16 protein-coding genes are annotated in these 21495 nt (G+C 41.7%); 7 read left to right on the top strand and 9 right to left on the bottom strand.

The annotated features are described in order from the left end of the window. Window positions 1–43: 43 nt before the first annotated feature. The 3 genes from WIG73_RS00725 to WIG73_RS00715 all read right to left on the bottom strand — a co-directional run bounded on the left by WIG73_RS00725 (window position 44) and on the right by WIG73_RS00715 (window position 5965). Entirely contained in the window at window positions 44–838 is a 795-nt protein-coding gene (locus WIG73_RS00725) for a helix-turn-helix domain-containing protein (protein WP_337398867.1), read from the bottom strand. Window positions 839–1114: 276 nt separating this feature from the next. Further along, window positions 1115–4732, bottom strand: a complete 3618-nt coding sequence (locus tag WIG73_RS00720; RefSeq protein ID WP_337398866.1) for a hypothetical protein — start codon at window positions 4730–4732, stop codon at window positions 1115–1117. 21 nt (window positions 4733–4753) lie between these two features. Beyond that, the gene (locus WIG73_RS00715; RefSeq protein ID WP_337398865.1) at window positions 4754–5965 is read right to left on the bottom strand and encodes an ATP-binding protein; all 1212 of its coding nucleotides are present in this window, start codon (window positions 5963–5965) and stop codon (window positions 4754–4756) included. A 455-nt stretch (window positions 5966–6420) separates the two neighbouring features. On the opposite strand from WIG73_RS00715, the gene WIG73_RS00710 reads away from it, so the two are divergent. Next, window positions 6421–7530, top strand: coding sequence for a GGDEF domain-containing protein (locus WIG73_RS00710; protein WP_337398864.1), 1110 nt, complete (start codon window positions 6421–6423; stop codon window positions 7528–7530). 203 nt (window positions 7531–7733) lie between these two features. On the opposite strand, the gene WIG73_RS00705 is transcribed toward WIG73_RS00710, so the two are convergent. From WIG73_RS00705 to WIG73_RS00695, 3 genes are all read right to left on the bottom strand, one after another. After that, window positions 7734–8963 carry an SPFH domain-containing protein gene (locus tag WIG73_RS00705; protein ID WP_337398863.1) on the bottom strand — a complete coding sequence of 410 codons (1230 nt, stop codon included), beginning with the start codon at window positions 8961–8963 and terminating at the stop codon, window positions 7734–7736. Window positions 8964–8983: 20 nt separating this feature from the next. Continuing rightward, window positions 8984–10000 carry a Tim44-like domain-containing protein gene (locus WIG73_RS00700; RefSeq protein ID WP_337398862.1) on the bottom strand — a complete coding sequence of 339 codons (1017 nt, stop codon included), beginning with the start codon at window positions 9998–10000 and terminating at the stop codon, window positions 8984–8986. A 245-nt stretch (window positions 10001–10245) separates the two neighbouring features. Then, entirely contained in the window at window positions 10246–11034 is a 789-nt protein-coding gene (locus tag WIG73_RS00695) for a helix-turn-helix transcriptional regulator (protein ID WP_337398860.1), read from the bottom strand. 154 nt (window positions 11035–11188) lie between these two features. Here WIG73_RS00695 and WIG73_RS00690 point away from each other — a divergent pair, with 154 nt between their 5' ends. Then, window positions 11189–12046 (top strand): hypothetical protein, encoded by an 858-nt coding sequence (locus tag WIG73_RS00690; RefSeq protein WP_249311229.1) that lies wholly within the window; start codon window positions 11189–11191, stop codon window positions 12044–12046. A 14-nt stretch (window positions 12047–12060) separates the two neighbouring features. Next, window positions 12061–13314, top strand: coding sequence for a Gfo/Idh/MocA family oxidoreductase (locus WIG73_RS00685; protein WP_337398857.1), 1254 nt, complete (start codon window positions 12061–12063; stop codon window positions 13312–13314). A gap of 187 nt (window positions 13315–13501) precedes the next feature. Here the strand turns inward: WIG73_RS00685 and WIG73_RS00680 are convergent, their stop codons facing one another. Together WIG73_RS00680 and WIG73_RS00675 are read right to left on the bottom strand one after the other, a co-directional pair. Further along, the gene (locus tag WIG73_RS00680) at window positions 13502–14914 is read right to left on the bottom strand and encodes a glycoside hydrolase family 1 protein (RefSeq protein WP_337398855.1); all 1413 of its coding nucleotides are present in this window, start codon (window positions 14912–14914) and stop codon (window positions 13502–13504) included. A 3-nt stretch (window positions 14915–14917) separates the two neighbouring features. Continuing rightward, window positions 14918–16825 carry a beta-glucoside-specific PTS transporter subunit IIABC gene (locus WIG73_RS00675; protein WP_249311232.1) on the bottom strand — a complete coding sequence of 636 codons (1908 nt, stop codon included), beginning with the start codon at window positions 16823–16825 and terminating at the stop codon, window positions 14918–14920. Window positions 16826–16975: 150 nt separating this feature from the next. On the opposite strand from WIG73_RS00675, the gene WIG73_RS00670 reads away from it, so the two are divergent. Continuing rightward, window positions 16976–17788: a GNAT family N-acetyltransferase gene (locus WIG73_RS00670; protein WP_337398852.1), complete on the top strand. Its 813-nt coding sequence runs from the start codon at window positions 16976–16978 to the stop codon at window positions 17786–17788. Window positions 17789–17915: 127 nt separating this feature from the next. On the opposite strand, the gene ytaF is transcribed toward WIG73_RS00670, so the two are convergent. Next, window positions 17916–18557, bottom strand: coding sequence for a sporulation membrane protein YtaF (gene ytaF, locus WIG73_RS00665; protein ID WP_177679700.1), 642 nt, complete (start codon window positions 18555–18557; stop codon window positions 17916–17918). A 130-nt stretch (window positions 18558–18687) separates the two neighbouring features. Here ytaF and WIG73_RS00660 point away from each other — a divergent pair, with 130 nt between their 5' ends. From WIG73_RS00660 to WIG73_RS00650, 3 genes are read left to right on the top strand one after another with little or no spacing between them, the layout of a single operon-like run. Continuing rightward, window positions 18688–19347 (top strand): response regulator transcription factor, encoded by a 660-nt coding sequence (locus WIG73_RS00660; protein ID WP_177679702.1) that lies wholly within the window; start codon window positions 18688–18690, stop codon window positions 19345–19347. Beyond that, window positions 19344–20750, top strand: coding sequence for an ATP-binding protein (locus tag WIG73_RS00655; protein WP_337398848.1), 1407 nt, complete (start codon window positions 19344–19346; stop codon window positions 20748–20750). The genes WIG73_RS00660 and WIG73_RS00655 overlap by 4 nt, the downstream gene beginning before the upstream one ends. Beyond that, window positions 20747–21490, top strand: a complete 744-nt coding sequence (locus tag WIG73_RS00650) for a hypothetical protein (protein ID WP_337398846.1) — start codon at window positions 20747–20749, stop codon at window positions 21488–21490. The genes WIG73_RS00655 and WIG73_RS00650 overlap by 4 nt, the downstream gene beginning before the upstream one ends. The last annotated feature ends 5 nt before the right edge of the window (window positions 21491–21495 follow it).

Raw genomic sequence — 21495 nt, 5'->3', positions numbered from 1 at the left:
GCGCACCAAGCTTTATCCCGCTTCTTTCTTATTTTTTCACTTTTCAGGTTGAATTGTAAAAATCCCCGTATTCTATTTCCTTAATTTCCTCTGCCGTATAACGCAGAGAGTTATACAGAGCGGTCACTATGTACGGTACCATTTTGTAAACTTTTAGCGCAATTCCGTTTGGTGTAACCTCTCTCGGCATATTGTTACAGACATAAACTATATGCTCATAACTGATATTTTCAAGCCTGTTTCTAACCTCATCTTGAGGAATTTCACAACCACCAACTTTAATGTATTTTGAGTTATACATAATCTCAATCGCAGACTCAAAATTCTTTTTAAGTTCTCCGCTAAGTTCATATGTTTCCGCTCTATCCATCACATCCTCTATTGATGATAGATGATTATTTATAAAATATTTAGTATTATTATTTATATATTTATTGTGGTCGTCTTGCACACCACCCTTGGGCTTTTCACAACCGACAGGCGAGTCGTCCGGCACACGAGGTGTAGTACTTTCTACGACTACATCAGGTTTTTCTGCGACCTGCATGGTGGTCTTTTCACACACTACATAGAGATTGGAACCGGCACTGCCGTCTTCTTTTGTGCGATTGGTTTTATTGATAATTCCGAGTTCAATCAGACGCTTAATCGCACTCTTGACTTTGGTTTCGCCTATGCCGATTTTTTCTGCAATCGTGTTGTATGACGGGAAGCATACGCCCTCATCATCCGAAAGCATTAAGAGGTAACAAAGTACCCGGAATTCGTATGTGTCAATGTCCGTATTCGTGATGTGTTTATTTAAAATAATCGTAAAGTTTTCAGTATATAGTTTCATAAAAATACACCTCCGATGAAGAATTTTATTTCTTCACCGAGGTGTATCAAGCATTAGGATCTAGTGGTACTCCCGTGCAGGTTCAAGTCCTGTCATCCGCACCATACCGAAACAGTAGGATTTGACTGTTTCGGTTTCTTTTTGCCCTGATTTTACTGGGTTTTCAAATGGTAAGTCCTGTAAGAACACTCGCAAACGACTTGTGAGTAACAGGATTTTTTTGTTTACTCAATATCTTATGAAGTAATCGGTTACATGAAATCCATGGGCATGAAATTAAAGGAGTTCTTTTGGTAATGACTTTGCCGGTTTTTTTCTTATTACTTTGTAATATCCCCCTTTTTCAGTATCTTCTTCATAATTATCAATCCAGTTACTTTCTTTGAATGCGGTTAATAAATTTTCATTTGTAGTATTAATCTTGAATTTTGGTCTACTACGTATTTCAAAAAGTTTTATATAATCAGACAAATCCAGTAAAATAAGCTTTTCTTTGATAGCATCCTCTTTCATATTAGGTAACATTGCTATAAGTAGTTCAATTTTTGTATCTCTGCTTAAAGCTTCGGATTGCATTAGCTTTTCCTTCAAGCTTTCTGAAATCTCTTTGGGGTTATTAATTATATCTGTTACATACTCTATGGAAAATGTAACTATTATGCTTTGAATTGAATTATCCCACTTGTCAAACGAAGAGAATAATTCGCCCAAATCATCTATCAAAAAGTTATTGCTTAATATGTACGTGCAAACGGCAGGAGTATAATTCTTTCCTATTATTGAAATCTTCTCGTTTGTAAATTCAAGCAATCCAATTTTAAGTTCATCGGCAATGTCCCAAGATAATATTTCCGTCAATTCTTCAATTGAAAAGAGGTCGGTGGTCATTATCTCAATATATTCACCTATGTGTTTCTGTATAAAACAGGAAACTTGATTTGAATAGTTTTCACGGATAAACCCTAAAGTTTCTGGGTTCATTTTAACAATATTCTCATTAATTAAAATAACAAGCTTGTCGTCGGAGATATTTGGAACGCCAAAATCCTCATACGTGAAGCCGAGTGAAACTAATATCTGTCTGTATTTCTGATTTTCAAGCAAACTACATACAACAACCGCATCAAATAACCCCTCCGCTTTTTCATTCCCATAAACAGTGACGGCTTCTGTAAAATCTAAAGCGGATGGAAAATTATTGACGAAGTCTATTAAACTTTCATCCAAAGATTTTGTTGCACAAAAATACTCCATGATGTTTTCCTCTGAATACATAGCAATGCCGGTATTTAGCAACAGGGCCCACAATGAAGTATCATTAACCGTCTTTATAGACACGATGGTAATTTGTAATGCTTCAATATAGGCGTGTTTTTGCTCGGTAGAAACATCTGTATTATTTAGAATATTAAGAGCAATACTCTCATCATCAGAAATTGCACCACCACTTGCTTGCAGAATAACGTCTAAGTATTCATTAATATTCTCGTCCACATATTGCGTCAGAGGAGAATCGGGTTGTGTTAAGATTTGAGTGTAGTTTTTATGAGAGATATCATCCTCATTTTCAATTCCAAATATCTGCCGCAACATAAGTTTCAGATTTTCAAAATTGAGCTCATACAAAGAACTCTGATATACAGCACGAAACAATGCTTTGTTTGAGCTTTCATACTCAAACTTGGAGAAGCGTACTTCGAGCAAATTTAGCCCATGAATGAGTTGTTCTATATTTGGTTTGTTTATTGAAAGGTAATCAGGCGCACCGGAAATATAACGGCTTAAACAGCCATCCTTATTCATTATCTGTATGATATCATCGTCTGAATAGTAAAGCGTACTAATAGAATATTCACGTATTTGCTTATCGGATAAAGCATTTGTTTCAAGTACCATCATAAACATTTCTGGCCATTGAGAATTCAAATATTTAATATAGGCAGGCAATTCAGATGTGGCATCGAAAAACGCACCGATAAATTTAAAGTTTTTTGTTTCTTTAAGCTGATTGATAAATCTTTCAAGATACTCAACAGGAGATAGGGATTGCAACAAATATGTGAGCAAATCAAAATTGAGGACTTCCTCTTGGTCGAAATCCACTAACCTAAGCCTGGAAACCACTAAGCTGGGATTTTTTAATTGATATGTATATCCCTTTGCCTTTTTATCTGTAATGCTACGCAGGAAAGTCTTGTCAATACGGCTAAGGCTGTTTTCGTAAAAATAAGTCATATAGTCAGCATAGGTTTCATCTATATATCCGTTACGGATAAGGTACTTCAGAAGATCGAAATATTCACTTCCCTTAATTTCGTTAAAAGAAGTTATCTGCCCGATTTCGTTTGTGTTTGTTATGCTGAATATAAAATTGATGTTATCCCTTGTGATGATTTCGTGTAATTGCTTGCTTTCTGTCAAAGCCAGTTCATGCTCAAGAAATGATAATTCATCCTCAACTTCCGGGAGTTTATTTTGTGACCTAATATCTATTGCATTCCTACGTTTCAAATACTCTGCTTTATCTGGATCGTTAAGCTCTTGTTTTCGCCCATAATAATCAACAGGCTTTTTCCCATCATAAATGGTATCTAACTCCTTAATGCTATACAGGTGCTCACTTTTCACCAACTCAATTTCTTGCTTTTTCTCAATAATTTGCTGCCTTAGCTTTTCAATTTTGTCTTTAATAAAACTATCTTTTTTATCAAAGAGCGTAAATACGAATCCTTGATTTAACTGGAGATCGCTAAAATCTCTCGGAAACAGATTTTTATAGGCAATAATGGCAAGCATCTTATTGTAATCAAGTTCCGTTGTATTGAGTCTATTGTAATAAATCAAAAATTCATTATATATGTTTTTTAAGAGGCGCATATCATCAATATAGAGCGATAACCCCTGTAAAAAGCTCTCTTCAAATTTCTCAAAGAGCCCACTCTTTTTGAAGTGGGATATAAATTGGTCATAAGAGTTTGAACTATCAACAACCGGTATGACAGGAATAATATAATCAAAAAATTTGGTTCTGTCCTTGGAAATAAATATATCATCGCGCAATAAATAGAAAAACCGGAGTGACTTTTTTTCTTCTTTTTGATGTTGGATATTAACAAGGGTATTCACTTCACGGAGGCGTTCAAAAATTCTATTTGCATTAAAGCGATCCATATCCTCAAATACAATAACATCCGCCTCCGCATTTTCAAAGAGATACAAGACTTCATTGAGATATTTATCAAAATACGAATCGTCGCTTTCTTCAAATATCTCAATTTCATTACCTTGTAAACTGAGCTTACGGAAGACATTTTTGTTCTTTTGAATTTTAATCAAACAAAATATAAAAACGCATAGTGTCAATGCGAGAACAAGACCACCTACCAACGGAGCATATGGATTGGTGGACAACGCTAGTAATGATTTCAACCAATTATTTGGTAACGCTGAAACATAGCTATTCCACAAATTGAAGAAAGCAAGATATAACGTAGTGATTAACGCCACAACAATTATCGCAGTGTTTTTTACAATACTTTTAGAACCAACCTTTTTCTTCACTCTAAAATTTGTCTGTGGAATTTTATCAGCTGGAATTTGGTGTATTAATTGGTTGAGTATTTTCCCCTCTAAGACAGATTCTTTTACTTCTGCTTCCTCATCTTGATCAGGCGACTTGAAATGTGCAAGCGAAATGTGCAGAAAGCGTAAGTCACCATGCTTTTTCTTGTATGACGCTAAAACGCTGCTTTTTCCGGCACTATAAGCACCCGAGATTGCAACATTTTTTACATCAGGGTTTTCAAATACGTAATTAATTGCATCTTCATATACATCTAAATCAATATTGTCGGTTGGCGTTAGCCGTTCAAATTGATATTTTCTTTCTGCCACCACTAACACATCCTTTCCTTTTTAATACTCAGCACTCAGCAGAAAATCCGCAATGTGCATGGTCTTAATTCCCTCATGATTGCCCCCAGCGAATGCGTCTGTGCGCAATACATATTTGGGGTAGTTATCTCGAATATCGAGCAGTCTGCCGTATTCACGTTTCTCTGTTTCAGGAGAGCCGATCTCCTGAGCTACTTGAATGTACAGCTTATTTTCCTGCCTGGTAGCAACGAAATCGATCTCCGCATTGTCCAGCTTTCCAACGTACACTTTATATCCGCGGCGCAGCAATTCCAGATAAATGACATTCTCCAGCATAGCGGCCACGCTGTCCGACGAATATCCCAACACACTGTAACGCAGCGCCGTATCCGCCAGATAGAATTTTTCCTGCGTTTTCAGGATTTCTTTACCCTGTACGTCAAAGCGGGAGCAACGGTGGAGGATATAGGCGCTTTCCAGCTTGCTGAGATAGTTATAGACCGTTTCATTATCAATCGCTCGGTTTTCGCTTTTCAGATACTTGGAAATAGAAGCGGCGGAAAAAGTCCGTCCCACATTGTCAAAGGCGAACTTTACAATACGCTCGAGCTGATCCACCTTGCGGATTTGATTGCGTCTGACAATGTCTGTGAAGATCGTGGAATTATAAATGTCCTTAACGATGGTATAGACCTCATCCGGCGTATATTTTTGCAGATGAACCGCGGGGAACCCACCAAGCCGCACATAATTTGCAAGCTCTGTGTGAGAATCCAGAACTTCCGTGTATTCCTTTCGGAAAATCATATATTCAGAAAAGGACAAAGGATAGACGCGGAATGAAATATAACGGCCGGTCAGGTAGGTGGATATCTCAGAGGACATCATCCGGGAATTTGAGCCGGTCACATAAATGTCCACATCATAGTCCGTCATGAGAGAGTTTACAACTTTTTCCCATGACTTTACTTCCTGAATCTCATCGAGGAAAAGGTAGGTCTTACCCTGCGAAAACAAATGCTGTTTCAAGTGGGCAAACAGAGCCTTTGCTGTCTTAATGTCCTCATATTCCAAAGAATCAAAACTGTAGTGTAAAACCTGTTCGTCACGGATACCACGTTTTTTCATCTCATCCATCAGTAGCTTCAAAATGGTCGATTTGCCGCAACGACGTATTCCGGTCAGGATTTTTACAAACGGAGTATCCGCATAGGACATTATCTTATTAATATAAATTGGTCGGTTAATCATGGTAAACACCTCCTATTTAATATTATACCGCATCTCTTTAGAAATATCAATGTTTTTTTGGGATATAACCGCAAAACATTCTTCGCTTTAAAATAGAAAAATATCACGATTTTCAATCTTCGTGATATTTCAGAGTAATGATGTTCACTTTTTATAGTTTAATACTGTTTATCGACTGTCAAAACCCTTGATTTTACTGCATTTCTGATTAGGTTCTGTAAGAACACTCGCACCACGTTACGGCGAGCCATAAGGCTCGCCGTATTTTTATAAAAATTAAGGTTTCACTTTTCTTACCATTTCTTATCTTGTATATCACCAGACAGCTGTCAGCCAGTAAACAGTATGGCATAACTGTTTTTCGCAGGACTGAGTTTTAAAATTTAACTTGAATCCAATCATAAAATATAGTATAATTAAGAAAAAAGCAGTTTTGACAGGATGGGTGACTGGCCGTGGAAAATATTTTTTTTGTGCTTGCCATGTTAGAGATGCTCTGCGTGAATATGTACACGTTTCATAAATGCTCTGCAAAAAGGGTTTCCACTTTTGCAGTCATATTGGTAATGGGTATTTTTACGGTTTTGGTCTTCAGTACATTTGGCTTGCTTCTTGGTAAATTGAATATATTGGGCAGCGGGGCTTTTATGGTATTAGGCGTAGTATATCTGGTGCCGCTGACATTTTTGTACCGTCAGCCCGTCAGTTACAGCGTTTCTATTATGTGCTCCTGCTGGATTTATACTATGCTGATTTTTGTTTTGTCCGCCCAAGTTTCAAGCCTTTTTCCCCAATGGAGTTATAAGATTTCTTTACTGGCGGTACAGACAGGGCTGTACGTGCTTACAATACGGCCGTTTTCTAAGTTCGTCACCCAAAAATTTTTGTATATTTTAAAAAACGCAGACCAAAAGACGAAAAAGCTTTTACTTTGGCTTGGAGTATCCTGGTGTTTATTTGCCATCCTGCTAAATTATACGATGATTTTCGATATGCCTTCTTTCGGCGCAAAAATTACAAAAATATTATCACTGTGTGCATCCGCCGCAAATGCGCTTATGACATATCAGATTTTTTATTCCTTTCGCCGCGAGAACCAAAATGCTTTGGAATTTGGGATTGCGCTCAGGCTTGATGCTCTAACCGGTTTGAAAAATCGGACGGCTTTTTTTGAAGAAGCCCAGGCTTTGATTGACAGCCACATTCCATTTACGCTCTTTTTTATAGATTTAGATAATTTTAAATCTATAAATGACGACTATGGCCATGTTAAGGGCGATCTGTATTTAAAGCAATTTTCTGACAGCTTCTCCGCCGGTTTTTCATCTTTCGGAACTGTTTACAGAATTTCAGGAGACGAATTTGTTTTCCTTCATATCAACGGGAAGCATGACCACTTAATTTGTCAAAAAGTAGGACAGTTTAATATGCGCGACTGCGATGGAATTCCCTTTAAGGGCTTTAGCGTAGGCAGCGCGTCCTATCCGGAGGATGCACAAACTTTGAATCTGCTGGTTGCAGCTGCCGACAAACAGATGTACGAGGGAAAAAAGGCACAGGATTAGAAGAGAACCAGATTCTTTCGTTTGCCTATGACGAAACGGATAATAAGGTGCCGGGTTTTGCGCAAGTTCTGAACGGCACTCATTTTTTTGTTGCATTCTGTAAATTACGCGCATAACTCCTGGTTTTTAGAGTACAATAAAATGCACCTCCAAAAGTAAGACAGTTTTGAAGGTGCATTTTATAACGGTGGTTTACTTTTTATTTATTTTAAATCGTCATCGTTTATGGGGTCGCCGCATTCAGGACAGAACTTCGGCGGATTACTTGGATTTTCCGGTTTCCAGCCACATTTATCGCATTGATAAAACGGACGTTTGGCTCCACACTCCATACAGAATTTTCCGCTGTTGGCAGTTCCGCATTTGCATACCCATACAGCGGCTGTCGCAGGTGCAGGCGCGGCAGACTGGTTTTGGGCAGGGGTTCCCGTCTGACCATTTGTCATGTTTTGCATCATGTTCATTCCCATCATGCCAACCATGGCATTCATTATACTGCCGCTGTCGGCGCCGCCGGGCTGTTTTCCCATGTTTTCGAACATGGCCGCCTGTGCCGCAGTCATACGGCCCTGCATGGCGCTCTGGTTGGTACCCAGCATTACAGCGTTGTCAAAATCTTCAATTCTGGAACGCGACTTATCGTCGGGTGTAATTTTTTCTATACTAACCGCTGTTACTTCCAGACCGCGCAGCCGTTTCCAGGTGTTGTCCAAAACATTATTCATACTATCAGCCAGTTCCATTTGATGTGAAGGGATTTCGCTGAATTTAACGCCTTTCATAGACAGCTGATTAATAGAGGTGTCAAGAGCAGTTAAAAATTCGCCTCGGCACTGCTCTAAAAGCTGGTCGCTGTCATAAGAGTCACTGACATTTCCGGCGATGCTGTGATAAAACACCAGCGGGTCGGTAATTTGAAACGTAAACATGCCGAAATAGCGGATATACAGCACGGTTTTATAGTATGGGTCGTTATAGGGCATAGGCTGTGCGGAACCATATTTGTTGCCCAGGATTTCTTTTGTGTTGATATAATATACGCGCTGGTCGTTTCCGGTGTCGCCTCCGAAAGTGAACCGTTTGCCCAAATTGCGGAAAGACTCTTTTAAACCTTCAGAGAACGTTCCGGTGAGCATGGAAGGTTCGGTGCCGCTGTCGAAGGTATATGCCCCGGCCTCACAGGTAAAGTCGATAATTTTACCCTGTTCCGTTACAATCATAGCCTGGCCTTCGTTCACCACCAGCAAGCTGCCTTTGGTAATAATGTGTTCGCTGCCTTTGGTATTGCTGGATTGATAATTGGTATCATTTATGCGTTTTTTTCCGAGCTGCATTAATGTGCTGCCGGTCATGCTTTCACAGATAAAGTATTCTTTCCACTGGTCTGCCAGTTCTGAACGAAATGCGCCGGTAAAGGCTTTTATCAGTCCCATAATCATTCTTCCTTTCTAAATTAAAGATTTTCTCCGATGAATTTGCAAAGTACCCAGTTAAATGTTCCGGACGTAATAACCGATTTACAATAGGGGCATTCTCCGGCCGAGGTAATTTCCGTAGGCGCGCCGCAGTTGGGGCAATTGGTAACATGAAGTGTTTCGGGATGTTCTACGGTTTGTACGCCGGCTGTGCGCATAAATGTAAGCGTATGAACCATTTCCCACAGCTGCGTTGTGCTGCCGGCTAAAATGCGGCCTGTTTCGGTTTCTTTTACATAATCAATCATATTTGTACGCATTTTAACCACAATATATTCTTTATTTTGGTCAACATAATAGCGATCAATAAAGCTGTCTTTCACAGCAACGCGTTCCAGATAATTTACCGTGCCGTTGCGGATATATTCGTCCAATTGCATAGAATGTTCCCGGAAAAGCTCTTCCGATTCAAAGGGGCGAATCATCTTCCAGTCTTGTTTCGTCCAGGCGACGTTTAGCGTAATAAACACCTCGTTTGCCCAGGCCAGAAAGGCTTCTTCTGAAAAATTGGGGTCTGTGCGCCGAATTTCTGCTTCCGGGCTGACAGCGGGCTTTATAAACGGATTTGGTTTTGGCTGCGGCGGGGCATATGTTGTTTGTCTCGTTTGCGCCTGACCTTTTTTCACGCCGCTGTAAATTGAGACAATCACGATTATAATAAAGACGATTACAATGACGCCCTCAACAAAACCAAAGGAGCTGCTGCTTCCGCTGTATGTATGGCCGTATCCGGTGTAAGAACTGTTGTATCTGCCTGAAGAACTTCCATAATCTGATGAACCACCGTAGCCTGATGAGCTGCTGTAATCTGATGAACCGCTGGAATAACTGTTTTGATTTCCAACTCCGGTTGGAACAATTTGATAACCATAGCCCAAAATCTGTTCCTCTGTCATGGCAAAAGCAGAATAAACCGCCAAACAGGAGTATGTTAACACTATGAGTATTACAAAACAGGAACAAACTTTTAACATTTTACGCGTATGTTTTTTCATGTTTCTTCTCCTTTACCACACAAGTTATTGTTTTAATTTAATCTTAACATGATTTTGATAATGTGTCAATTGTTGATCTTTGTAAAAAATTCTAATATGCAATTTTTTGTTTGATAATAAACGATAATTCACAATATCACTTGAAAACGGGGCATTTGGCAAATATGAAACTTGAATTTACTATTGATTTACTACTTGAACTTGGGGAAAAGGCATATGAGATAGGTGTTACCATTAGAGAAAAGTCAGCAGTCTTTTTTATTTAAATATTGTGTTGGCGTCATACCAACAACCTTTTTGAACACAGATGAAAAATACAAAGCATCATTATATCCCGACAGAGCTGCTACATTTTTTATGCTATCAAGACCGCTGTCAAAGAGAGAAATCGCAAATTTAATACGCATATTCCGAAGATACTCATTATAGCCCATTCCAACTTTATTTTTAAATAAATGTGACAGATATTTTGAATTATATGATAATTCTTTAGAAATATATTCTATGGAAAGTTTGGAGTCGGTAAAGGATTTATCGGTCAGCTCAAATATCTGCTCTAATATACAGTTGTTTTTATCAGGTTTGCTTATAATTTTTGAAAGAGCATACAGAAGCATGCTTTCACTAACCAGGTCGATTGTTTCTTTTTTCGCTCTGGCAAGACTCTCGAACCAAAGGGGGACAACACTTTCAAAATTTTGAAAACATCTTGAATAATGATTGATATTTAAACGATGAAAAAGCTCTTCACAACGCAAACCGTCAAAATCTAAATACATATATTCGGAATCCGCTTGTGACACACATTTCATCGTTTCACCCTTAAAGCCGAATATAAGATTTCCTGATGTATACGGACAGACTTTTCCTGAAAAGTGAATTTCTCCTCGTCCGGTTGAAATCAGAATTGCCCTGTTCTGAGCAAGTACAGACTCCTTTGAATAAACATTTTTATTTGTTTCATGTACAAAATTGGAAACAGTTAGCCTATTAAGAGAAATAAATTCCGAAAATTTGCATATGTTCTTACTCATATATATCACCCTCCCTGACACATATTAACACATAAAAAAGCATTTTTCAATACATTATCAAACTATTTTATATGTAAATATAGAAAATTTCTATTTATTGCAGTGTTTTTTTATGATATAATCATTTCACGTTTCGCAGGAAGGGGGTGAGAGTATGTATTATGGACTTATAATGCTCTCGACATTGATTTTTTCAGGGTGCTTTTGGTTTAAGGATATATACAGGGAACAAAAGGGCAGTTCATTTAAGGCGAGCTTCGAATTTTCTTTTTACAGCGGAATAGCCGGATTTCTCGCACTTTTAATTATAAACAAATTTTCTTTTGAATTTTCGCCCTTTACATTTATAATAGCAATGATAGCAGCAGTAAATGGACTGTTATTTACAATATGTTCTTTTAAAGCGTTGGATAAAATAAATCTTTCGGTATATTCTGTGTTTTCAATGCTTGGCGGTATGGCACTTCCGTTTGCTATTGGTATAATATTCTATAATGAGGCTATGACATTATCAAAGGGATTATGCTTTGTCTGCATTTTAATAGCTATTTTGTTTACATTACAAAAGGGTGAGAGCAAAAAAGGAACAAAATACTATTTGGGAGTTTTTGTTTTAAATGGTATGTCAGGCGTTCTAACAAAGATTTTCACCGCGGCGGATTATACCAAGACAAGCCCAGCAGGATATTCAATTCTTACATCTGTTTGCTCAATTGCACTTTCTGCTATTATGCTCTTTATTATTTCGAGGAAGGAAAAACTTCCAAAAACTAATTCGAAGGTGGTTTTTGCATGCTTGGGAAGCGGAATTGCAAACAGATTAGCAAACTATATTTTAGTTGCAGCTCTTCTTTTTGTGGATGCTTCGGTTCAATATCCTATGGTAACAGGCGGTGTTATGATTATTTCAACGCTGATTTGTTTATTTACTGGCAAGAAGGTATCTAAATGCGAAATGTTATCGGTATTGATTTCGTTTATAGGTTTAATGTGTTTATTTTTAATTAAGTAACAGGAGGTTTAATTATGAGAAAAATTAAAATAGGAGTATTTGGAACAAATATACGCGGAGTAGACCTTGTCAAGTCTTTTATGTTGTTAAATTGTGAAATTGTTGCTGCCTGTGAAAAAAACAGCGACAGAATTAAATACGGAAAGGATAGCTTGGGAGATATTCCGTTTTATTCCGATTTTGATGAATTTTTAAATTCGGGTATAGATGCAGTTATCTTGGCAAACTATTTCCATGAGCATGCATCTTATGCTATAAAGTGTTTTGAAAAAGGAATTCATGTGTTCTCTGAATGTATCAGCAATGGTACAATGGCGGAAGGTGTACAGCTTGCCCAGGCATTTAAAAATACAAATTCAATATATTTTCTTGCCGAAAATTATCCACAGATGATTTTCAATCGAGAGATGCAAAAGGTATGTAAAAGCGGAACTCTCGGCAAAATATTATATGCCGAGGGAGAATATAATCATCCGGGAAATCCTCAGGATACTAAATTCAAAAAAGATTATAATTACTTTGAAAAGCATTGGCGAAATTTTTTGCCGAGAACATATTATATAACGCATTCATTAGGTCCCATTATGTGTGCAACGGGAGCAACCCCTCAGGTTGTAACCGCATTTGCGGCATATGCTCCAACCGAGGGGGATGTAGCTACTGCTTCTTACAGTGGTGACAAAGCAGCAATTATTACTACACAAAATGATGATGGCTCAATCTTCAGAATCACAGGATGTGCGGCATTTGGCGGTCATCATAATGCATATCGTATTTGCGGAACTGAGGGACAGGTGGAAAATCTGCGAGGTATGGATAACAAAATAATGCTTCGATATAATGATTGGACAAAACCTGAGGGCAAAGATGAAATCAATCTTTATGACGCACAATGGAATGATAAGGACGAGGATTTGATAGAAAAAACCGGCCATGGCGGAGCTGATTTCATTACAGCGAGAATGTTTATTGAATGTATAAACGAAAATCGCCAGCCGGAGCATCCTTTTAACCTAAAATCTGCTATTGCAATGTCGTCTGTTGCAATTTTAGCAAATCGTTCTATGCTTGAAGGCGGTAAGCCGTATCAAATTCCTGATTTTGATAATCCTGAAGATGTAAAATTATATGAAAATGATACATTATCACCATTTTATTCAAGCGATGGAAGAGAACCATCCATTCCTTGTTGTTCGCATCCCGACTTCAAGCCTACTGAGGAACAAGTTGAGCTTTTTAAAAAGTTGGTTGTTGAGATAGATGAATAATCTTATGTTTTTTGTTATAGAATGATGAAAGGAAGCACAAATAAAAAGTAAGGAGTTAATTGTCCGTCTTAAAATTTTACTTTAATAGACATTTTTTTATAGATATTAACAATTTGACAGAGCAAAGCGCAAAAAAGCCCGGCACTTTCACATAAATGCCGGGTTTTTATCAGTGTTTGGCTATTCCTTACCGCTTAAGCGATTCTCCGTTTGTTTCAATTACATTTTTATACCAATAAAACGACTTCTTTTTATACCGCTCCAGGTTTCCTTTTCCGTCGTTGTCCCGGTCAACATAAATATAGCCGTACCGCTTTTTCATTTCTGCCGTAGAGGCGCTGACAATGTCGATGCACCCCCAGGAGGTATATCCCATTACGGGAATTCCGTCGTCAATAGCCTTTTCCACCTCAACAAGATGGTCGTTTAAATATGCAATCCGGTAGTCGTCGTTTACGGTTTTCTCCCCATTTTCCCCGGTTGTTAAAACATCCTCTGCCCCCAGGCCGTTTTCCACAATAAACAACGGCAAAGAATACAGGTCGTAAAGCTTTGTCAGCGTGTACCGCAGGCCCTTAGGGTCAATTTGCCAGCCCCAGTCCGTGGACTTTAAATAGGGGTTAATAAACCCCTTGCTTAAATTTCCTCCGGTCATTTTTGCAGATTCATTTGCGCTTTCGCAAATGCTGGAATAGTAGCTGAAGGAAATAAAATCAACGGTGTTTTTCAAAATTTCTTTGTCTTCGTCGGTGATGTCCACCCCAATATTATTTTTCTCAAAATACCGAAGCAGATAACTGGGATATTCCCCCCGGGCATGAATGTGGGCAAACTGATAGGTTTCCCGGTCACGGAGCATGGTTTTGATTACATCGTCCGGCGACGGCGTAAGCGGATACACCGTAACGCCCAAAATCATGCAGCCTATCATGGCGTCTGGAATGATTTCGTGGCACAGCTTCGTCACCGACGCGCTGGCCACAAGCTGGTGATGCATGGCGGTGTAAAGCTGCGATTCTGTGAGTTTTTCTTTATCGGTCATAATTGCGCCGCACATAAAAGGCGCTTTTAAAATGGCGTTAATTTCGTTAAACGTAAGCCAATATTTTACCTTGTTTTGATACCGCTCGAACACCGTTTTGGCAAACCGCTCAAAAAACGAAATGGTGCGCCGGTCCATCCAGCCGTTATATTTTTTCCCCAGCGCCAGCGGCATTTCATAGTGAGAGAGCGTAACCAGCGGCTGAATTCCATGCTTTAAACACTCGTCAAACAAATCGTCATAAAATGCAAGCCCTTTTTCGTTGGGCTCCTCGTCGTCGCCGTTGGGAAAAATTCTGCTCCAGGCAATCGACGTTCGAAACACCTTAAACCCCATTTCGGCAAACAGCGCAATGTCTTCTTTATAACGGTGGTAAAAATCAATTGCTTTTAGCTTCAAGTTGTCTTCCGTTGGCACGTCTGTCCGCTGTCCCCGGATTCCCCGGGGCAAAACGTCCTGAACGGAAAGGCCTTTTCCGTCCTCGTTATAGGCCCCTTCGCACTGGTTTGCGGCAACTGCCCCGCCCCACAAAAAATCCTTTGGGAATTTGCTTTTCATAAACTATTCGTTCCCTCCCGTCAGCGTTAAAAACGGCTTTTTCTCCACAGCTTCGCCGCTTTCTTTGTCAATTGCGGCATAATCGCCGGAGTTGGTTACCACCACCGACGTGGTAACATCGTAGCCCTCTTCTTTAATTTTGTCAAGGTCAAACTCAATTAAGGGCTGACCCAGTTTTACCTTTTCGCCGTCTTTTACCATGGGTTTAAAGTGCCGTCCTTTCAGCTTCACGGTGTCAATTCCAATGTGAATTAAAAGCTCCGCTCCGCCGTCGGTTACCAGATTCACCGCGTGGTTCGTTCCGAACACTGTTTCCACCGTTGCGTCGGCCGGTGAAACCACCAGCCCTGTGTCAGGCAGCACCGCCGCGCCGTCGCCCAGCACCTTTTCGGCAAAGGTTTCGTCTTTCACCTCTTCAATAGGTATGATTTTACCCTTCACCGGAGCGCAGAGGATTTCGGTTCCGGCGCTTTTTTCTTCGCCGCCTGCGGCCTGCATATCGCCAAATTGTTGTTTCCCGCCGTCTGCGGTTGCCAGTTCACCGTCTTTTACGTCGTCAAAGCCCAAAATCAACGCCGCAACAAAGGACACCACCAAGGCAATTGCACTTCCGATTACGGCGTTTGTAATGTTTGTGAAGCCTTCTGTTCCAATATAGCCCGGCAGTGCCAATAGACCAGGAGAACCGGAGGTGTAGCGCCCAACGCCTGTAATTCCAAGATAAAGACCGGAAGCCGCACCGCCGATAATTGCCGCTATCAGCGGTTTTTTCAGTTTTAAATTCACACCGTAAAGGGCAGGCTCTGTAATTCCGCAAACCGCCGTAATGCCGGAGGAGTATGCCTCCTGCCGCATGATTTTGCTTTTTGTTCTCAGCGCCACGGCAAAGGCCGCGCCGCCCTGGGCAATGTTCGAACCCAGCATACCCGGGCCTACAATGGTGTCGAATCCGGCTGTGGCAATGTTGTTAATACCGATGGGAATGAGTCCGTAATGCGTGCCTGTCATAACCAAAAGCGGTGAAACCGCGCCGATAATCAGCGGAACAAGCCAGCTTGCATAGTTGTTTAAGAACGAAATTCCCGCGGCAATTCCGTTACCAATTATCGTTCCCAGAGGCCCTAAAACCGTGATGGAAATTGCCCCTGTTACCACCAGGGTAATCAGTGGTTTTGTAAAAAACTTCACCGGTTTGGGCGAAATTTTGTCCGCAATGGGCTCAATGTATGACATGAGCCAAATCGCCAAAATAATGGGTATGACCGACGACGAATAGGTGGCCGGCGTTACAGGTATTCCAATAAACTTTAATGCGTCCCCCGTTTCTTTTACCTTATTTAACATAGTTACAAAATTCGGATGGAGCAAAATTCCTGCAATAGACATTGCCATAACGGCGTTGCAATTAAACTTGCGCGCCGCAGAATATGCAATTAAAAACGGCAGAAAATAAAACGCCGCGTCGGAAAACACGGCTAAAATGCTGTAGGTCTGAGAGGTGTTGTCAATCCACCCAAAGGCCACCAGCAGCGCCATAAACGCCTTTAAAATACCCGCGCCGGTAATGGCGGGGATAATGGGCGTAAAAATGCCCGCAATGGTGTCTAAAATTCGGACAAAAACGTTCCTGTCGTCCGTTTCGTTTTTTTCTCCCTCTGTGCCGCCAAAGCTGCCCATCATGTTCAGCTCGCGGTAAACGTTGGGCACGTCGCTGCCAATGACCACCTGAAACTGGCCGCCCTTGTTCACAACGCCCATAACGCCTTTTGTGGCGTCTAAGTGCTTTTTGTCCACCTTGTTGTCGTCTTTTAAGTTAAACCTTAGGCGCGTAGCGCAGTGTGTAAAAGATACAACGTTTTCCTCACCGCCGATGTCATGTAAAATTGATTTTGCCAATGCTTTATAATCCATAAATTTCAACTCCTCATAAAACGCATTTCATGCATTTTCTTTTAGTATTTGCCCGCGCATAAATTTTATTCGGCACAGTGCGCGTTCTTTTTGCGCTGTTGACTTTTTTGAATTTTTGTTATATTCTTAATTTTTAAGGAGGAGTCAGCCATGCTCGTAAACATCAGCCAATCACACCCAATTTTTCTCGATTGCAGATATTTGCAGGATATTGTTCCGTTTCAATTGATGGAATGCATCAAACAAAACCCATTGCTTTTGGTAAGCGACGAAACGGATTTTATCCTTGGTATGGCGTCGCCGGAGGCGCCTGTTTGGATTTGGACGGCGGCGGACTTAAGCGCAGAATCGGCGGCGCTGCTCACAGATTATTTTTATGAAACGTTTCAAAACAGCACTTCGTTCCGGTTTGTCGCCCGGCCGGAAATTGCGGATATGCTTGTGCAGCCCTTACGCAAACACAAAACGTTTTGTGAAACGCGCATTCACATGGAAAGTTATGAAAATAAACATCCTATTTTTCCAAAAAATGTTTCTTTTTCCATTGAAACAGCTTCATCCGGCGACGTAAACCAAATTGCAGAATGTATGGCAGCATTCGAATTTGCCTGCCATGGCAAAGCTGTTTTGCCCGCCGACTGCGTGGAAAACGCAAAAAAATTTGTGCAAAATTCGTGTGTTTTCATCATCAAAGACGGTGAAACGGTGGCGGCAATGGCGCGAACCACCAGAGAAACCGAAACCCATGTTTCCATCAGCGGCGTTTACACCAGGCCGAACTATCGCGGGAGCGGCCTTGCCACAGCTCTGGCCGCACAGCTAAGCCGCGATATTATAAGCAGAAAAAAAACACCCATTCTGTATGCCGACTTGTCCAACCCCTGTTCAAACCGCGCCTATTTAAAAGCCGGTTTTACGCCGCGGGGCAAAGTAGACGAGGTAACGCTTTTCCAAAACAAATAAACGCCCTTTCGGGCGTTTATTTGTGTCTGGCAACTATTTCCTTTTTGTTTTACCTTTCTTTTATGTATCAATTGTGGTATAATATACGCAGGAATCTTGCTTTGTAAGCTTTATGATATAATATAACTTAAAACAGTTTCGAAATTGCCAGCATAATTAAAATGGCGCCGCTGACCCAGGACAGGTTAAAGGGTATTTTCTGGGCCGCTTTGTTTCCAAAAAACCAGCCAAGCATAACTGCCAGCGCGTTGGTAACCAGCGAGCAGGCAACCACCGCCCAGGGGCTTATGCTGCCTAAGGCCGCGCCAAAGCCCACCGCCGCCCCGTCTAATGACAGCGCCGCGGCCAGCGAGGCCGCTTCTCCCGGCGAAATGGTTTTCGACCTGTCGCTGTCTGCCTTGTCTGGATCGGCATAAATGCTTAAAACGCACCGGAACTGAAACATGTTAAAATGAATTTGCTTTTTTATGGAATTGTGCTTTCGTATCATAGCTTTTGTAACACTGTCAAAAAGCGTGGCAAGCCCCAAAAGAAATAAAATGGTGAAGGAAATGGCAATTTCCAGCCACTGCGGAATGAGCTGTTTAAAAAATTCCCCCGCCAGCATGGATACGCCCAAAATAAAGCTGCATAGAACATTAATAATCAACACGGACACCGCGGGAATTTTAATTTTGTCCGCACCATATGCAAAGCTGACAACAAACGCATCTAACGACAGAACCAAAGCCAAAACAACCGCTTCAAAACCTGAAAAAAATATATGCACTGCGCTCCCCCTCTTTTCAATCGCTAATAGTATCCTATGAAACGGAAAACGGTTGCGTTACAAACCCAGTGTAAAATATGCCGTTTTGATGCTTAAATGATGTAATGTAATAAAAAAGGGAGTGACAGTCTTGATTAAAATTCTGGTCGTCGAAGACGAACAGCCAATTTCCAATTTAATTAAGCTCAGCTTGAAAAAGGCGGGATATTTCTGCGACTGTGTGTTCGACGGGGAGGCTGCCGCCGATAAAATTGACGAAACCGCCTATGACCTTGTTTTGTTAGACGTTATGCTGCCCAAAGCAGACGGCTTTGAGCTATTAGAATATATCCGCCCCTTAGGAATTCCGGTAATATTCATCACCGCAAAAAGCGCGGTGGAAGACCGGGTGAAGGGCCTGCGCATGGGCGCGGAGGACTACATTGTAAAACCCTTTGAGGTGTTAGAGCTTTTAGCCCGGATTGATGTTGTGCTCCGCCGTTACCAAAAAACCGACGACACCATATCTATTTTAGGTCTCACCGTAGATATGCGCTCCATGAGCGTTCGCCGGGGGAACACCGAAATTCCGCTGACCAGAAAAGAATATGACCTTTTGCTGCTGTTCATCCGCAACCCAAACACAGCCCTTTACCGGGAAACCATTTATGAGCGGGTGTGGGGCGGCGAGTTTGAATTTGGCAGCAAAACCGTTGACCTGCATGTGCAGCGGCTGCGAAAAAAGGCCAGCCTGCAAAAGGAACTGAAAGCCGTGAACAAAGTGGGCTACAGACTTGAGGTACCAAAATGAAATTCCGATTCAAAATAACTCTTTGCATGATTTGCCTTTTGTCGTTTCTCATTGGCATTGGCGGCGGCGCGCTGATTAACGTGTCGTTTCAAACCTCCTTAAATCAGGAGAAGGAAACTGCCTTAAAGTCCTACCAGCTTATGCTGGGGGCACTGCAAATTGTAAACGGCACCAACACCCAGGCAGACAGTGTAACCATTCCCAAAACGCTCAAGCAAATGACCTCCCAGGGGTTATTTTCCTGGGCGGGGCTTAACTTGTCGTCTGAAACGGAAACCCTCTACGAGCAGGGCAGCGTCACCACATATTTTTCCGACGTTTCTGAGCGGCTCACCGGTGATCACTGCCTGGTAACAAATTTTAAAGACGCGCAGAATAAGCGATATCTGCAGCTTTCGGGACAGACTTCGGCCGGTGCGGACAAGCTTTATTTAACCGTGGCCTACGACATCTCCTCCATCTACATCACACGGGCGCGGAACTTGGCAACCTATTACCGCATCTTTTTCGTTATGATTTTACTGTGCGCAGTTTTAGCCTACAGCATGTCGTATATGCTCACCCGCCCCCTTTCCGTGTTGTCCAAAGCGTCGAAGGAAATTGCGTCAGGAAATTTGTCTTTCCGGTCTGAAATCTTCACAAACGACGAGGTTGGCTCTCTCTCCTCAGACTTTGACGCAATGGCCGAGCAGGTGGAACAAAGCGTGCACGATTTAAAAGACGCAATGGAACGGCAGGACAGGTTTATCGGCAGCTTTGCCCACGAAATGAAAACGCCCATGACGTCTATTATTGGCTACGCCGACCTGCTGCGGGGGCAAACCCTGTCGGCAGAGGAGCAGGCGGAGGCCGCAAACTATATATTTTCTGAAGGGAAACGGTTAGAAAGTCTTTCGTTTAAACTGCTGGACCTGTTTGTAACAGACAAGAAAAACCTTGTGAAGACTTCCCTTTCGCCGGCAAAAATTGTGCGGGAAACCGTTGCCTCTTTAAAACCGATTTATCAAAAAGAAGGCGTTGCCTTAAATTGCAGCTGCCAGGAGGGCACGTGCCTTTTAGAGCCGGACTTGTTTTCCTCGCTTTTGTTAAATCTTTTGGATAACGCAAAAAAAGCCATGGAGGGCGAAGGCAGCATCCGCATTGAGGTTGCTATGCTCTCCGACGGCTGCCGCATTGCGGTGGCAGACAACGGCAAAGGAATTCCGCCGGAAGCCCTGGCCCACATCACGGAAGCGTTTTACCGCGTTGACAAGTCCCGTTCCAGAAAGCAGGGCGGCGTTGGTTTAGGTCTTGCTTTATGTGCCAAAATTGCCGAGCTTCACGGCGGCACAATTCGGTTTGCCAGCAAACCTGGCGAGGGAACCACGGTAACGGTGGAGCTGAAAGGAGGCCGCAGTTCATGAAACACAAAAACTGGCTGTTCGGTTTGGTGTCTGTTTTGGCCGTTGTTTTTGGTCTGTCCTTTCCCGGCATTACCGCCACGGTGGAAGACCAAAACGCCGGCGATTTGGCTGACTTTTATAAAATTACAAATCCGCAGCTGGCGCCGCCCGTTCTGCTGCCAGACGTTATCCGCCTCATTTCGGGCAAATATACCCGGGTGGATTTAGAATCCGGCAAGGTACTGACCGAAGATGACGTTTACCGTGCAGCGACAGACGCAGCAGAGTTTTTGGCTTCCGGCAGCGCAGTTTCCTTACCGGAAAACGGCTATGACAGCTTTCAAACCATTCCGTTTCTGGCCGTTGCTTCCGACGGTTCAGCAACGGCGGTGCTGTGGCAGTGCGTGCTTTACAGCGAGGAGGATCCCAGCATCGGCCTGAGCTTTATCATGGATGATAACAGCGGGAAAATGGTTTCTTTTACCGGCTATGTTGCGCAGCGCACGGCAGTGGATTCGGCTGAGTCGGTAACTCCGGCAAACGGACAAATTGAAACCGTTTCAGAGCTGTTTGCCAAATATCTTGGCTTAAAACTCACAGGCATCAGCACAAAAACGGCGGATAACAAAAATGGACTTTTGACTGTTACCGTAAACTACGAAGATGAAGACGGCGCTGCGGTGTCCGTCCCTATTATTGCGCTGGGTGATTACATGATGTTTAACAGTTCTTTCAATGTAAAAGAAAGTATGCTGTTTTGATGCCA

Origin of the sequence: Congzhengia sp., from assembly GCF_037235575.1 — a bacterium.
GTDB lineage: Bacteria > Bacillota > Clostridia > UBA1381 > UBA9506 > Congzhengia > Congzhengia minquanensis.
The sequence above is the reverse complement of the archived record's forward strand: the minus strand, read 5'-3'. Positions and strand labels throughout refer to the sequence as shown.